Origin of the sequence: Mycobacterium sp. UM_CSW, from assembly GCF_000455205.1 — a bacterium.
Lineage (GTDB): Bacteria > Actinomycetota > Actinomycetes > Mycobacteriales > Mycobacteriaceae > Mycobacterium.
In genome coordinates, this window is sequence record NZ_AUWQ01000094.1 from 1 (window position 1) to 15,011 (window position 15,011).

Annotated in this window: 15 protein-coding genes and 1 pseudogene; 9 read left to right on the forward strand and 7 right to left on the reverse strand. The window is 69.2% G+C overall.

The window, feature by feature from the left end; genetic code table 11:
* Positions 1–422, reverse strand: a 422-nt coding sequence (locus N415_RS25505) for an N-acetylmuramoyl-L-alanine amidase (RefSeq protein WP_193376507.1), incomplete at its 3' end; no start/stop codon positions are given.
* Between the two features lie 98 nt (positions 423–520).
* Between N415_RS25505 and N415_RS25510 the strand changes: the two genes are divergently transcribed.
* Together N415_RS25510 and recR are read left to right on the forward strand one after the other, a co-directional pair.
* Positions 521–874: a YbaB/EbfC family nucleoid-associated protein gene (locus N415_RS25510; RefSeq protein ID WP_068107057.1), complete on the forward strand. Its 354-nt coding sequence runs from the start codon at positions 521–523 to the stop codon at positions 872–874.
* A gap of 13 nt (positions 875–887) precedes the next feature.
* A complete protein-coding gene (gene recR, locus N415_RS25515) occupies positions 888–1,499 on the forward strand; it encodes a recombination mediator RecR (protein WP_068187739.1) in 612 nt (203 codons plus the stop codon).
* A 99-nt stretch (positions 1,500–1,598) separates the two neighbouring features.
* On the opposite strand, the gene N415_RS25520 is transcribed toward recR, so the two are convergent.
* From N415_RS25520 to N415_RS25530, 3 genes are all read right to left on the reverse strand, one after another.
* The gene (locus N415_RS25520) at positions 1,599–2,252 is read right to left on the reverse strand and encodes a C39 family peptidase (RefSeq protein ID WP_068187743.1); all 654 of its coding nucleotides are present in this window, start codon (positions 2,250–2,252) and stop codon (positions 1,599–1,601) included.
* Between the two features lie 91 nt (positions 2,253–2,343).
* Positions 2,344–3,051, reverse strand: coding sequence for a type 1 glutamine amidotransferase (locus N415_RS25525; RefSeq protein WP_068187744.1), 708 nt, complete (start codon positions 3,049–3,051; stop codon positions 2,344–2,346).
* Positions 3,044–4,273: a Mur ligase family protein gene (locus N415_RS25530; protein ID WP_068187746.1), complete on the reverse strand. Its 1,230-nt coding sequence runs from the start codon at positions 4,271–4,273 to the stop codon at positions 3,044–3,046. Before N415_RS25530 ends, N415_RS25525 begins: the two co-directional genes overlap by 8 nt.
* Positions 4,274–4,404: 131 nt before the next feature.
* Between N415_RS25530 and N415_RS25535 the strand changes: the two genes are divergently transcribed.
* Genes N415_RS25535 through N415_RS25545 form a run of 3 tightly spaced genes read left to right on the forward strand, consistent with a single transcriptional unit; the run spans position 4,405 to position 6,459 of the window.
* Positions 4,405–5,397: a DEDDh family exonuclease gene (locus tag N415_RS25535; protein WP_068187748.1), complete on the forward strand. Its 993-nt coding sequence runs from the start codon at positions 4,405–4,407 to the stop codon at positions 5,395–5,397.
* A 46-nt stretch (positions 5,398–5,443) separates the two neighbouring features.
* Positions 5,444–5,893 carry a hypothetical protein gene (locus tag N415_RS25540; RefSeq protein WP_068187750.1) on the forward strand — a complete coding sequence of 150 codons (450 nt, stop codon included), beginning with the start codon at positions 5,444–5,446 and terminating at the stop codon, positions 5,891–5,893.
* Complete coding sequence (locus N415_RS25545) at positions 5,893–6,459, forward strand: TetR/AcrR family transcriptional regulator (RefSeq protein ID WP_068187752.1); 567 nt, start codon at positions 5,893–5,895, stop codon at positions 6,457–6,459. Before N415_RS25540 ends, N415_RS25545 begins: the two co-directional genes overlap by 1 nt.
* Before the next feature lie 68 nt (positions 6,460–6,527).
* Here the strand turns inward: N415_RS25545 and leuA are convergent, their stop codons facing one another.
* A complete protein-coding gene (gene leuA / locus N415_RS25550; protein ID WP_068187754.1) occupies positions 6,528–8,339 on the reverse strand; it encodes a 2-isopropylmalate synthase in 1,812 nt (603 codons plus the stop codon).
* A 180-nt stretch (positions 8,340–8,519) separates the two neighbouring features.
* Positions 8,520–9,755, reverse strand: a complete 1,236-nt coding sequence (locus N415_RS25555; protein ID WP_081665508.1) for a DUF4185 domain-containing protein — start codon at positions 9,753–9,755, stop codon at positions 8,520–8,522.
* A gap of 184 nt (positions 9,756–9,939) precedes the next feature.
* On the opposite strand from N415_RS25555, the gene N415_RS25560 reads away from it, so the two are divergent.
* The 4 genes from N415_RS25560 to N415_RS25575 all read left to right on the forward strand — a co-directional run bounded on the left by N415_RS25560 (position 9,940) and on the right by N415_RS25575 (position 14,390).
* Positions 9,940–10,782: a C1 family peptidase gene (locus N415_RS25560; protein ID WP_081665509.1), complete on the forward strand. Its 843-nt coding sequence runs from the start codon at positions 9,940–9,942 to the stop codon at positions 10,780–10,782.
* Between the two features lie 158 nt (positions 10,783–10,940).
* Positions 10,941–12,206: an aspartate kinase gene (locus tag N415_RS25565; protein WP_068187756.1), complete on the forward strand. Its 1,266-nt coding sequence runs from the start codon at positions 10,941–10,943 to the stop codon at positions 12,204–12,206.
* A 2-nt stretch (positions 12,207–12,208) separates the two neighbouring features.
* The gene (locus N415_RS25570; protein ID WP_068187758.1) at positions 12,209–13,255 is read left to right on the forward strand and encodes an aspartate-semialdehyde dehydrogenase; all 1,047 of its coding nucleotides are present in this window, start codon (positions 12,209–12,211) and stop codon (positions 13,253–13,255) included.
* Between the two features lie 40 nt (positions 13,256–13,295).
* On the forward strand, positions 13,296–14,390 hold the full coding sequence (locus N415_RS25575; RefSeq protein ID WP_193376508.1) for a DUF4185 domain-containing protein: 1,095 nt from the start codon (positions 13,296–13,298) through the stop codon (positions 14,388–14,390).
* A gap of 219 nt (positions 14,391–14,609) precedes the next feature.
* Here N415_RS25575 and N415_RS32035 read toward each other — a convergent pair.
* Positions 14,610–15,011: pseudogene (locus tag N415_RS32035) on the reverse strand (PE family protein); the annotation flags it as partial.

The following is a 15,011-nucleotide window of genomic DNA, read 5'->3' on the forward strand; positions in this document are numbered from 1 at the left end:
CCGCCGTCGGCGTGGATGCTCAGGATCGCGTTGGGGTGCAACGCGTTGGCCGCGGCGGCGCGCGCATCGACGCACGGCCCCAGGCCGGTGTCGTCGCCGCGCGACATGGCGGTCCGCACGCCCAGGGCGTTGAGTTCGGCGCGCACCCGCAGGGCGGTGTCCCAGGTGAACGTGTGCTCCATGTAGCCGCTGTTGGTCGACGTCCCACTGGTCTGGCAGTCTTTGGTGCCGCCGCGCCCGGTGGGCACCTGCCGCCCGATGGACGCGTCGTTCGAGCCGTTGTGGCCGGGGTCGATGAAAACGACCATCCCGGCGATGTTGGACGGGACTGCAGTCGCCGTCGGCATGATCGCCGTCGACGCGGCAACCAGCACGCCGACCACCAGTTTGATTCCGACACGCCTGCTCAGTCGTAGGTCCACCGCGCAAAGGTAACGTCGCGCGGTCTACGCTGGGTGTTCCGAATCGCCCGACACCCGCAGGCGAAACCAACTCGAGACCAAGATGCGAGGGGATTGTCATGCAACCCGGAGGCGACATGTCGCAACTGCTCGCCCAGGCGCAGCAGATGCAGCAAAAGCTATTGGAAGCCCAGCAACAGCTCGCCAACTCCGAGGTGCACGGTGAGGCTGGCGGGGGTTTGGTCAAGGTGACCGTCAAGGGCAGCGGCGAGGTGGTGGGCGTGCAGATCGACCCCAAGGTCGTCGATCCCGCCGACATCGAGACCCTGCAGGATTTGATCGTCGGCGCCATGGGCGACGCGTCGGCCCAGGTCACCAAGATGGCGCAGGAGCGGCTGGGCGCGCTGGCCGGTGCCATGGGCGCCCCGCCGGCCAAACCGCCGGCGCCGCCCACCCAACTGCCGGGGCTCTAGACGTTATTCCGACATGTTTGAGGGACCCGTCCAGGACCTGATCGACGAGCTGGGCAAGCTGCCGGGCATCGGGCCGAAGAGCGCACAGCGCATCGCGTTTCACCTGTTGTCGGTCGAGCCGCACGACATCGACCGGCTGACCGCGGTGCTGGCGAAGGTCCGCGACGGCGTGCGGTTCTGCGCGGTGTGCGGCAACGTCTCCGACGACGAGCGGTGCAGAATCTGCGCCGATCCCCGCCGGGACGGCTCGCTCGTGTGCGTGGTCGAGGAGCCCAAGGACATTCAGGCCGTCGAACGCACCCGCGAATTCCGCGGCCGCTACCACGTGCTCGGCGGCGCGCTCGATCCGTTGTCCGGGGTGGGCCCCGACCAGCTGCGCATCCGCGAGCTGCTGAGCCGCATCGGTGAGCGCGTCGACGACGTCGACATCACCGAGGTGATCATTGCCACCGACCCCAACACCGAGGGCGAGGCGACCGCCACCTACCTGGTTCGGATGCTGCGCGACATCCCCGGTCTGACGGTGACACGGATCGCGTCGGGGCTGCCGATGGGTGGTGACTTGGAGTTCGCCGACGAGCTGACGCTGGGCCGCGCGCTCACCGGCCGCCGGGCGATGGTCTGATCGTCTGCTTTGCGGCGAGCCTGTAATTTTGCAGGCCCTTACTCGCACTTCTCCTGCGGATTTACCGGCTCGATGACTTAGCAAGTCAAGCGAGCGTCGTCACCGGGTCACGACGGCGAAGTTGTCGCTGGTGTTCCACGCCGCCTCGAAGGTGGCGATGGAAACCTGCTCGTCGCGGCCCGCCGCGGCGCCGCTGTCGTTGAGGTGCACCAGGTTGGTCTTGGTGTCGATGCCGGTGACGACGACGAAGTGGTTTTCCTGGGAGCGGTCGCCGCCCGAGTTCCAGATGATCCGGTCGTTGAGCCCGACGATCACCTTGCGTCCCTGGTCTAGGTCCTGCTCAAGGGCGCCGATGTTGGTGTGCACGGCGTCGGACGCGATGCCGTAGTGCGCCAGCAGCACCGGCAGGTCCGAGTTCTTGGTCTTGCCGGTGGGCTTGTAGATGGGTCCGGGGTGGCTCACGCTCGGGGTGTTTGCGGCCACGCCGGTGATCTCGTCCTCGGAGGGTTCGCGGCCGGTGATCTGGCCGACCACGTCGGCGACGGCCATCTCGCCGCAATCGAGGTTTTGCTGCTGGTAGCGCCAGTAGGGCGCGGCGGCGGCCGGGTCGCCGTGCATGCCCTCATGGGTGGGGGCGGGGGCCGCGTCGGCCGTCCCCGCGAACCCGACCATCGAGCCGGCGGCCGCACTCAGCACGGCCGCGAGACCGACAATGCGCGCCGCATCGGTGAGCCGGGTTCTCGTGTTGCTCATGGGGTTCCCTTTCTCGGTGGGGACTCGAGAAAAGGCTGGGCGGTGGCCCTAGGTGGATCCTTGAAGGATTCTTGGAGCCCAGGTCGGCGGGCTAGCGGGCCGTCAGCCGCTCGCGGCGCAGCAGGTCCACCTCGGGCAGCTGCAGCGGCGCCAGCTCGCCCACCACCTTGGCGAGCAACAGGTCGGCCAGCTCCGGGTTGCGCGCCAGGCACGGCCCGTGCATGTAGGTCGCGACGACGCTGCCCTGCACCGCGCCGTCGAAGCCGTCGCCGGCCCGGTTGCCGGCGCCCTTGACCACCGCGCCCAGCGGCGCCGCGGCCGGCCCCAAAACCGTTCCGCCCCTATGATTTTCGAAGCCGGTCAGCGGTTGTGTCAACCCGGCCGGCAGCGGCTCGCTCACCAGTTCGCCGATGGTGCGCCGGTCCTGCGGCGAGGTGGTCAGGTCCAGCATGCCGACGCCGTCGACGCGTTCCCCGGCCGACGTCTCGTACCAGTGCCCGAGCACCTGGATGGCCGCGCAGATCGCCAGTACCGGCGCGCCCCGCTCCGCGGCGCGCTGCAGACCCGGGTGCTTGATCAGGTGCTTGGTGGCCAGCCGCTGCGCGTAGTCCTCCGCCCCGCCCAGCGTGTACAGGTCCAGCGACTCCGGCACCGGGTCGGCCAGCGTGATCTCGACGATTTCGGCGGCCACCCCCCGCATCCGCAGGCGCTGCCGCAGCACCAGGGCGTTGCCACCGTCGCCGTAGGTGCCCATCACGTCGGGCAGCACCAGCCCGATCCGCACGGTCGAGTCAGCCATGGCGCGCCAATGCTCGCTGCAGTTGCAGGAAGGCGGTGTAGTTGGCGACGACCTCGACGCGCCCGGGCGGGCACGACGCAATGGCCGCCACGGTGTCGTGCATCAGCGTGTGCTCGACGCCCGCATAGCCGAGCCGCACCGCCAGGTCGGTGCCGCGTTCGCCGGCGGCGACGACCGAGGTCTCTTCGAAATGCTCGAACCGCACGTCCCACAGCCAGGACAGGTCCTCGCCGTCGGGCACCTGCCCGTTGACCGCGATCACCACCCCGGCCGCGTGCTTGTCCACCATCGACAGCGCCTCCTGCCAGCCGGCGGGGTTCTTGGCCAGCAGGATCCGCGCTTCGTGCTCCCCGAGGCGGACACTGCGGTAGCGCCCGGCGACCTCGTCGACTTGGGAAACCGCCGCCACCGCTTGCGCCGGGTCGGCGCCCAGGGCGACGGCGGCGGCCACGGCCTGCGCGGCGTTGCCCCGGTTTACCGTGCCCGGCAGCGCCAACCGCATCGGCAGGGCCAGGCCGTCGGGCCCGTACAGCGTGTCGTCATCGAACCACCACTGCGGGCTGGGCCGCTTGAAATCGGCGCCGGTGGAGTACCAGTGCCCCCTGTCCCGGACGATGACCTCGCCGCTGCGCGGGCAGCTGACCGAGTCGTTCGCCCACGAACCGCCCGCGGCCACCCACACCACGTGGGGGCTGTCGTAGGCCGCGGAGGTCATCAGCACGTCGTCGCAGTTGGCGACGACGACGGCGTCCGGATGCCGGGCCAGGCCGGCACGCAGCGTGCGCTCGATCACGTTGATCTCGCCCACCCGATCGAGCTGGTCACGCGACAGGTTGAGCAGCACGATGACGCTGGGTTCGACCGCATCGGAGACGTGCGGCACATGCATCTCGTCGACTTCCAGGGCGGCCAGCCCGGCACGCCGATCGGCGGCCAGTGCGGCCACCAGGCCGGCGTCCATGTTGGCGCCCTCGGCGTTGGTGGCCACCGGGCCCAGGGTTCCGAGGGCGGCCGCCGTCATCCGCGTGGTGGTCGATTTGCCGTTGGTGCCGGTGACGATGACGGTGCGCCGCCCGACCCCCAGCTGGCGCAGCACCGAGCGGTCCAGGGTCATCGCGACCAGCCCGCCGATCATCGCGCCGGCCCCGCGACCGGTGACCCGCGACGCCCAACGCGCGCTCGCCCCCGCGGCGAGCGCCAGGCGTGCACGGGTGGTGATCACCCGCGCAGTTTATTAGGGCGATCGCAAGCGCGGCGCTGTGCGCCGGGCGCTGCGGGTTGCCCTGGTGGATTTTGGCACGACACGATCCGCAGCGAACCGGTGATGTCGGTCCGGCGTGCCATCCTCACTTCATGAACCGGGTGTCCTGGGGGCGGCCGGCCAGCGAGCCGGGCGGGGGTTGGGCCGTTATCGACGTCGAAACCTCGGGGTTTCGGCCGGGCCAGGCGCGGATCATCAGCATCGCCGCGCTGGGGCTGGACGCCAACGGCCGGGTCGAGCAGTCGGTGGTCAGCCTGCTCAATCCCGGGGTGGACCCCGGGCCCACCCACGTGCACGGCCTCACCCCCGCCATGCTCGAGGACCAGCCGCAGTTCGGCGACATCGTCTGCGACCTCGTCGAGGTGCTGCGCGGCCGCACGCTGGTGGCGCACAACGTCGCCTTCGACTACTCCTTCCTGGCCGCCGAGGCGGAGCTTGCCGAGGCCGAACTGCCCGTCGACAACGTCATGTGCACGGTCGAGCTGGCGCGCCGGCTAGACCTCGGAGTCGACAACCTGCGGCTGGAAACGCTCGCGGCGCATTGGGGTGTGGTCCAGGAGCGGCCGCACGACGCCTTCGACGACGCGATGGTGCTGACCGGGGTGCTGGAGTCGGCGCTCGAGCGGGCGCGCGAACGCGACGTCTGGCTGCCGGTGCGTCCGGTGACCCGGCGCCAATGGCCCAACGGGCGGGTGACCCACGACGAGCTGCGCCCGTTGAAGGTGCTGGCCTCGCGGATGCCGTGCCCGTATCTCAACCCGGGCCCGTATGTCCTCGGCCGGCCGCTGGTCCAGGGCATGCGAGTGGCGCTGGCCGCCGAGGTGGCGCGCACCCACGAGGAGCTGGTCGAGCGGATCCTGCACGCCGGGCTGGCCTACAGCGACGTCGTGGACGGGGAGACCTCGCTGGTGGTCTGCAACGACGCCGCCCCCGAGCAGGGCAAGGGCTATCACGCCCGACAGCTGGGGGTGCCGGTGGTGTCCGACGCACAGTTCATGGACTGCGTCGGCGTCGTCGCCCGGGGCACCAGCATGGAGGAGTTCACCGACATCAACACGACGAACCCGCAGCTCGCGTTGTTCTGAGCCACCCCCCTTGTGTCACTACACCTGTAGTAGTACCGTCTACGCTATGACAACCACTACAGATGTAGTACAGCGCGAGTCGTGGTGGGCTTCCTACCGTCGGCACGGTTATTTCTTTCGCCAAGCGGCGATGCTGACCATCTCGCTCGGTGTGCTGATCCACCTGTACCGGGTGATCTTCGGCGACGACCTCACGCTGAAATACGCGATGACCCTGACGACCGACAGGATCCTGCTGGTCCCGATGACGTATGCCGCCATCACCGGCGTCCTGGTGTGGCGGCGGGTGCGGTTTGCCAACAAGCCGCATCGTGCGTTCTTCACGGCGTCGCTGGTGTACATCGCTGGCAGCGTCCCGCTGCACATCTGGTGCTCGTACGTCACCAAGGACCTGTCGCTGTACATGTGGTTTCGGCCGTGGTTCAGCTACCTGCTGTTGATCGTGGTCTATCCCGCCTTCCTGACGATGTTCTGGCGGCTGCGCTACAAAGACTGATGCCTCCCAATCCCGAGCGTCGCGCTCAGCTCCTCGACGCCGCGATCGGCATCCTCGCCGACACCGGCGTCGGGGGGCTGACTCATCGTCAGGTCGATGAGCGGGCGGGCCTGCCCGCGGGCACCACGTCGAACTACTTCCGCACGCGCCAGGCGCTGCTGGAAGCCACGGCGGCGCGCACCGTCGACCTGCATTGGCAGCGCGTCGAGGCCTTGCAGGCCGCGATCGGGTCGCTCACCCGCGACGGCATCAAGGCGCTGCTGACGCGGATGCTGTCCGATCCCGACGAGCAGGCCCGCCGCTACACGCTGGCGCGGTTCGAGCTGTTCATGGAGGGCACGCGCCGTCCGGAGCTGCAGCCGTTCCTCAAGGACTTGCAGGCCGCGGCGGTGAAGTCGGCCACCCTCATCTTCGAGGCGGCGGGCTTCGCCCCGGAACCGCAGCAGATGGAACAGCTGAGCCGCCTGCTCAACGGCTACGTGTTCAGCAACCTCACGATCCCACGTGCCGACGATGACCCGGCCGCGCTCGTGGACCGCCTGCTGCGCGCGTTCTTCGACACTTAGGCCCGACGCCTAGGCCGGATGGTGCCGACCCGCGGCGCCCGGCGCCGGCGCCGCGCTCGCGATCGGCACTAACGCGACGCCCGGTTCACCGCCGAGACCACGGCCCGTAGCGACGCGGTGGTGATCGACGGCGCGATCCCGACGCCCCACACCGTGCGCCCACCGACTGACGCCTCCACGTACGCCGCCGCCTGCGCGTCGTCCCCCGAGCTCATCGCGTGCTCGGAGTAGTCCAGCACCGCGACGTCGAACCCGACGGTGCCCAGCGCGTGCACGAACGCCGCGAGCGGGCCGTTGCCGACACCGACGATCTCGGTCTCCACCCCGTTGACCTTGACGGTCGTGGTGATGGTCGTCGTGCCGCCGTCCTCCTCGGAGGCGTCGACCCGCTGCTTGATGCGCTCCAGCGGCCAGATCGGGGCCAGGTACTCCTCGGAGAACGCGTCCCACATCTCCTTGGGCGACACCTCGCCACCCTCGCCGCCCGTGCCCTCGGCGATCTTCTGGATCACCTGCGAGAACTCGATCTGCAGGCGCCGCGGCAGCGCCAGGCCGTGGTCGGCCTTCATGATGTAGGCCACGCCGCCCTTGCCGGACTGCGAATTGACCCGGATCACCGCCTCGTAGGTGCGTCCGACGTCCTTGGGGTCGATCGGCAGATACGGAACCTGCCAGAGCATGTCCTCGACGTCGGTGTCGGCGGCATCCGCATCCACCTTCATCTGGTCGAGGCCCTTGTTGATGGCGTCCTGGTGGCTGCCGGAAAACGCGGTGTAGACCAGGTCGCCGCCGTAGGGGTGACGCTCGTGCACCGGCAGCTGGTTGCAGTACTCAACGGTGCGGCGGATCTCGTCGATGTTGGAGAAGTCGATCTGCGGGTCCACGCCGCGGGAAAACAGGTTGAGCCCCAGGGTCACCAGGCACACGTTGCCGGTGCGCTCCCCGTTGCCGAACAGGCAGCCCTCGATCCGGTCGGCGCCCGCCTGGTAGCCCAATTCGGCTGCGGCGACGGCGGTTCCGCGGTCGTTGTGCGGGTGCAGGCTCAGGATGACCGACTCCCGGTTGGCCAGGTTGCGGCTCATCCACTCGATCGAATCGGCGTACACGTTGGGCGTGGCCATCTCCACCGTGGCGGGCAGGTTGAAGATGATCGGGTTGTCGGGCGTCGGCGCGATGATCTCGCCGACGGCGTCGCACACCTGCTTGGCGTACTCCAGTTCCGTGCCCGTGTAGGACTCCGGTGAGTACTCGAAACGCCACTGCGTGCCCGGGTACTTGGCGGCCTCCTCGACGCACTTGCGCGCGCCGTCGGTCGCGATGGCCTGCACGGCGGCCCGGTCGGCGCGAAACACCACGCGGCGCTGCAGGATCGACGTCGAGTTGTAGAAGTGCACGATGGCCCGCGGCGCGCCCTCGCACGCCAGGAAGGTGCGCTCGATCAGCTCCGGCCGGCACTGGGTCAGCACCTGGATCGTGACGTCGTCGGGAATGGCGCCGTCGCTGATGATCTCGCGGACGAAGTCGAAGTCGGTCTGGCTGGCCGACGGGAACCCGACCTCGATCTCCTTGTAGCCCATCCGCACCAGCAGGTCGAACATGCGGCGCTTGCGGGCCGGGCTCATCGGGTCGATCAGCGCCTGGTTGCCGTCGCGCAGGTCCACCGCGCACCAGAGCGGGGCGCGGGTGGTGACCCGGTCCGGCCAGGTGCGGTCGGCCACGCGGATGGGCTCGACTTCCTCGGCGAAGGGCCGATACCGGCCGATCGGCATGGACGAGCCGCGCTGTGGATTCCAGGCGGGTTGTTCGGGTCCGGGGGGGCCGGCGGGTTTGACGATAGTGCGGGCCGACTTATAGGCGTCGGGCGAATCTGGATTGGTCACGATAGTTGCTCCGGGGGATGAGAAGGAAACTCAGACCGGCGCATCGCGAACTCCCGCGACGGGAGGCCGGTCTTGATCAGACCCCGTCGCGGCGTCCGAGGAGGAGCACCCGCTGCACGTTGTGCACTCTACCGCGCGCGGGCTGGGCGCCAAAACTCGATGCGCTCCGTGAATGAGGCGTCACCGTCGCTGGGTCCGCCTGGACCTGCCCGCTCGTCCCCGGCGGGCCGTCGTCGCTTTTGTCGTGTCCTTGAGCGTCACCCTGAACTGCATCGCGCGGTAGGGCCAGCCCGTCGCCGTGTCCCACTGGGAGACCACCAGCCCGACGCCGCCCGGAACGTCCAGGCGCGAGCCGGGAAGAACGTATCCGCCGTACAGCTGCGCGACCCGGTTGTTCGGCAGGTCTTGCGCGTCCCAGGTCGTCCCGATCACCGGCGTTTGGATTTCCGTCTCGTAGAGGTTGGCGGTGGGGTCGTCGATGGTGCGGTATCCCAGCGCGTACTCCGAGGACAGGAAGCCGCCGAGGATCCACGTGCCGGTATCGAGCCTGCGCAAGGTCAGCTCGCCCCACGTCTCGCCCGGGGGTGTGATCGGCGTGGGCGCGTTGCCCCACGCCCATTGGTTATCGGCCCAGCCCCAGCCGGAGTATTTGGTCTTGTTGCCGATATCGCCCGGACGCACGCGGCGCAGGATGATGCCCTTGTCGCGCTGAAAGCCGGTGGAGACGATGTACACCCAACCATCGTCGGGGTCGTAGTCCCATGACCACAGCTGTGCGCAGCCATCGCACACCGACGCGGAAAAGGTGGCCTTGGCGCCCATCGCTCGCCAGGTGACGCCGTTGTCGGCGGAAGCCCAGATCCCGGTGCCGGTCACGTTTCCGAAGCCACGGTTGACGATGGCATGCAGGTACATCATCTGCCCGATGACCAGCACGTCCGACGGGATCACGGTGCTGATCCCGCCCTGTTTCCACGGCGGGCCGTCGTGGATGTACTGCCACAATTGCTGGGCGTAGTCAGGGTCGACGCCGCCCGCGCTCTCGTAGCGGATCTGGTTGTTCGTGTCCCCGCTGCCGATCAGCGCGACGGGGGCGCGCCAGTCACCCTGCCCGACGGCGAGGCCGGAGAAGGTGTCTCCGAACACCGACACCAGCTTGCCGTTCGGAGCTACCGCGCACACGCCCAGGTCGGTGCAGGTCACCCCCCATTTGTCGGTGATACCCGGGCCGGTGATGTCCCCCACATAGCCCTCGACGGGCGAGGCCGGGTCTGTTGCCGCGCACGGACTTTCGCGCCTCCACCGGTACACCGTCGAGCGGCTGATGCCGCTGTCGGCCGCCACCGTGGCGACCTTCTCTCCGGAGTGCACCCTGTGCAGTATCTGGTTGCGCAGGGCGGCATCAGCCTTCCGCATGGCTCCTCCGCTGGTGGTCGAGTTCATCCGAGCACATCACGTCGGCGGCGCGGCGGCACGCGTAGTGCGCTACCTGTGTTCCCGGCAGCGCTCCGCTCCTCGACAGATGAGGTAGCCCACTACGCATGCCAACCCCGGATCGCCGCCCCTACCGTCGACCTACCACCCAGATCAGGAGGATTCGATGACAACGTTGCAAGAGGCCGGCCGCGTCAAAAGCGATGAGCCACCGCAGGACTGGAGCCACGTCCGCGGATTCGGCTGGCGCCCGCAGCTCCCGGACGCCCGCGACATGCTGTACATGCCCAGGCTCAAGGGCGCCCTGCCCCCCGCATACGACCTGCGTCCGTCGATGCCGCCGGTGTACGACCAGGGCCAGCTCGGATCGTGCACCGGAAATGCCATCGCCGCCGCGATGGAATACGAGCGGGATCGACAGGGCTTGCCCGATTTCGTCCCTTCGCGGTTGTTCATCTACTACAACGAACGCGCGCTCGAAGGCACCGTGTCCAGCGACTCCGGCGCGATGATCCGGGACGGCATCAAGGTGGTCAACCGTGAGGGCGTATGCCCGGAGACGCTGTGGCCCTACGACATCGGCGTGTTCACCGTGAAGCCGCCGAAGCGCTGCTACGTCGCCGCGGCGAAGGACAAGGCGGTGCAGTACGAGGCGATCCAGACGTTGGGTCAGCTCAAGGACGCCATCGCCTCGAACCTGGCGGTCGTGTTCGGGTTCACCGTCTACCAGAGTTTCGAGTCGCAGTCCGTCGCGCAAACGGGCGTGATGCCGATGCCCAAACACGGCGAGGCCACGGTCGGCGGCCACGCCGTTCTCGCGGTCGGCTACTCGGATCCCAAGGGCCACTTGATTGTTCGCAACTCGTGGGGGCCCGGCTGGGGCGACCAAGGCTACTTCTACATGCCTTACCAGTATCTGACCGGGTCCAAGGACGCCTCGGACAGCTCGCCGATCAACAGGGCGCACCTGGCGAGCGACTTCTGGGCGATCCAGGCGGTCTCGTCGTAGCACCTGACCGCGCCAGGTGCCCGCGAAGGCGCCCGCCCTGTCCGGTCGGCGGACGGGCGGGCGCCCCTTCATCAGCGCCGACGGGTCGACGGCGGCAAAAACGATTCGCCGTCACACGTATTCTGTTGTGGACCTATACACGGACCGAAAGAGCAACAGTGGCGCTCGTCGTGCAGAAATACGGCGGATCCTCGGTGGCCGACGCCGACCGGATCCGCCGCGTCGCCGAACGCATCGTCGAGACCAAAAAGCAGGGCAACGACGTCGTCGTCGTGGTCTCGGCGATGGGCGACACCACCGACGACCTGCTGGACCTGGCTCAGCAGGTGTGCCCGGCCCCGCCGCCGCGGGAGCTCGACATGTTGCTGACCGCCGGTGAGCGTATCTCCAACGCGCTGGTGGCGATGGCGATCGAATCGCTCGGCGCGCAGGCCCGCTCGTTCACCGGTTCGCAGGCCGGCGTGATCACCACCGGCACCCACGGCAACGCGAAGATCATCGAGGTCACGCCGGGACGGCTGCGCACCGCGCTCGACGAAGGCCGCATCGTGTTGGTCGCCGGCTTCCAGGGGGTCAGCCAGGACACCCGCGACGTCACCACGCTCGGCCGCGGGGGCTCGGACACCACCGCGGTCGCCCTGGCCGCCGCGCTCGGCGCCGACGTCTGCGAGATCTACACCGACGTGGACGGCATCTTCAGCGCGGACCCCAGGATCGTGCACAACGCCCGCAGGCTGGACACGGTGACGTTCGAGGAGATGCTCGAGATGGCGGCGTGCGGCGCCAAGGTGCTGATGCTGCGCTGCGTGGAATACGCTCGCCGCTACGACATTCCGGTGCACGTCCGCTCGTCGTATTCGGACAAGCCCGGCACCATCGTTAAGGGATCGATCAAGGACATAGGTATGGAAGACCCCATCCTGACCGGCGTCGCGCACGACCGCAGCGAGGCCAAGGTGACCATCGTCGGCCTGCCCGACATCCCCGGCTATGCCGCGCGGGTCTTCCGGGCCGTCGCCGACGCCGACGTCAACATCGACATGGTGCTGCAGAACGTGTCCAAGGTCGAGGACGGCAAGACCGACATCACCTTCACCTGCTCGCGCGACAGCGGCCCCACCGCGGTGGAGAAGCTGGACGCGCTGCGCGACGAGATCGGGTTCACCCAGCTGCTCTACGACGACCACATCGGTAAGGTGTCGCTGATCGGGGCGGGCATGCGCAGCCACCCCGGCGTCACCGCGACCTTCTGCGAGGCGCTGGCCGCCGTCGGCGTCAACATCGAGCTGATCTCCACCTCCGAGATCCGGATCTCGGTGCTGTGCCGCGACACCGAACTAGACAAGGCCGTCGTGGCGTTACACGAGGCGTTCGGTCTCGGCGGCGAGGAGTCGGCGACGGTATATGCGGGGACGGGTCGGTAGATATGGGTGCCAATGGGGTGTCGATCGGTGTAGTGGGGGCCACCGGCCAGGTGGGCCAGGTGATGCGCAGGCTGCTCGACGAGCGGGACTTTCCGGCGACCACCGTGCGGTTCTTCGCCTCCGCCCGCTCGCAGGGCCGCAAGCTGGAGTTCCGCGGCCAGGAGATCGAGGTCGAGGACGCCGCGACGGCGGACCCATCGGGGCTCGACATCGCCGTCTTCTCGGCCGGCAAGACGATGTCGCTGGTGCAGGCGCCGCGGTTCGCCGCGGCCGGAGTCACGGTGATCGACAACTCCTCGGCCTGGCGCAAGGACCCAGACGTGCCGTTGGTGGTGTCGGAGGTGAACTTCGCGCGCGACGCGCATCGACGACCCAAGGGCATCATCGCCAACCCGAACTGCACCACGATGGCCGCCATGCCGGTGCTCAAGGTGCTGCACGACGAGGCGCAACTGGTGCGGATGGTGACCTCGACGTATCAGGCGGTATCGGGCAGCGGCCTGGCCGGCGTCGAGGAGTTGGCGACCCAGGCGCGCGCCGTCATCGACGGCGCCGAGGAGCTGGTGTACGACGGCGGCGCACTCGACTTCCCGGCGCCGAACACCTATGTGGCGCCGATCGCGTTCAACGTGCTGCCGCTCGCCGGCTCGCTGCTGGACGACGGTTCGGGGGAGACGGACGAAGACGCGAAGCTGCGCTTCGAGAGCCGCAAGATCCTCGGCATCCCGGACCTGTTGGTCAGCGGCACCTGCGTGCGGGTCCCGGTGTTCACCGGTCACTCGCTGTCGATCAACGCCGAATTCGCCCGGCCGCTGTCGCCCGAGCGGGCCTGCGAGCTGCTCGACGGCGCCCCGGGCGTCAAGCTCGTCGACGTGCCGACGCCGCTGGCCGCCGCCGGTGTCGACGAATCGCTGGTCGGCCGGATCCGGCACGACCCGGGCGTCCCGGACGGGCGGGGCCTGGCGCTGTTCGTGTCGGGGGACAACCTGCGCAAGGGGGCCGCGCTGAACACCATCCAGATCGCCGAGCTGCTGGCCGCCGAACTATAGTTCCCGGGTGAGCTCGGCCCGGGTCGCCCTGCTAAGCGTCTTGTGTTTGGTTGCGCCCCAGCCTGTTTGGCAAGCGCGCGCCGATCCACCGGCGCCGGCGCCGGAGCCCGTCCTGCAGCCACTGGCGCCGGGTCAGGTGGTGCGGATCGGGCCGACGGCCGGCACCGGAACCCCGACGGGCGACTACGGCATCGGCGCGACGGACCTGTGTGAATTCGTCGAGTTTCCCACCGAGCTGCTGCAGGTCTGCGGCGACAGCTTCGCCGGCCAGGGCGTCGGGTTCGGCGGCTGGTACTCGCCGATCGCGCTGCACGTCGACACCGCGTCGGTCGACGACCCCGCCGGGGTGCGCTACACCGGCGTCACCGGAGTCGGCAAGCCGCTGCTGGCCGACCCCACGCCGCCGGGCGACTCTCAGCTGCCGGCCGGGGTGGTGCAGGTCAACCGGCGCAACTACCTGATGGTCACGACGACGAAAAACCTTGAGCCGCAAAGCTCCCGGCTGGTGATGGCCGAGCCGGCGCGCGGCGGCTGGCAGACCGTCGCCGGGTCCCGCCGCGAGGGTTCCTATCAGGGTGGCCGGCAGTCGCAGATCAGCGGCTACTACGACCCGATCCCCACCCCGGACTCGCCGGGCGGCTGGGTGTACATCGTGGCCAACAGCTTCACGCGGCGAGATCCCGTGCTGCTGTACCGGGCCACGCCGCAGACGTTCATCGACCGGTCCCGGTGGCAGGGTTGGGCGTCGGGACCCGACGGCGGATGGGGCAGGCCGCCGACGCCCTTGTGGCCGGACCAGGTGGGTGAGATGTCGATCAGGCAGATCGACGGCAAGGCGGTGCTGTCCTACTTCAACGCCAGCACCGGCAACATGGAGGTCCGGGTGGCCGACGACCCGACCTCGCTGGGCACCGCGCCCGTGACGACGGTGGTGCAGCACGACGAATGGCCCGATCCGGCCGAAAGCCTGCCGCCCCCCTACGACAACCGGCTCGCGCAGCCCTATGGCGGGTACATCTCGCCCGGGTCCACCCTCGACGAGCTGCGCATCTTTGTCAGCCAATGGGACACCCGCGCCCGGGCGCGCGCGCCGTACCGCGTTATCCAGTTCGCGGTCAACCCGTTCAAGCCCTAGTCGAAGGCGTTTTCGGGTCCGTCAGCGCCGACGGCGTTGTTCGAGCAGGACGCCCAGCCACAGGAAGGCCGGCGGGGCCAGGACGGCCCACGCGAGCAGCGCGACCATCATGATGTTGCCCGCGGTCACGGTTCCTCCGGCGGGTATTGCGGCGTTGGTAGCAGCCGATGTTGCCAGACTCGGTATCGGCGTTCAACGAATCGATCCGTGACGGGCCGGCTACGTTCCGTTCACCCCCGGCAGGCCGAGCAGCCCGCCGGCACCGCCTGCGCCGCCGTTGCCCTTGGTTCCGCCTGTCCCCGGGTCACCGCCGTTGCCGCCGTTGCCGATCAGCCCGGCGTTGCCGCCGTTGCCGCCGTCCCCGCCGACGGTGCCGAGGGCGTCGCCGCCGGCGCCACCCGTACCGCCGCCGCCGACCAGCTTGCCGCCGTTGCCGCCGGCCCCGCCTTGACCGCCGGTGCCGGTGTCGCTGAGACCGCCTGCGCCACCGCCGCCGCCGGTGCCGAACAGGATGGCGGCGTTGCCGCCCGCCCCGCCGGCCCCGCCGGTGAGCTCGCCGAACCCACCGATGCCACCGGCGCCGCCGGTGCCGAACAGGAACCCGGCGTTGCCGCCGGCCCC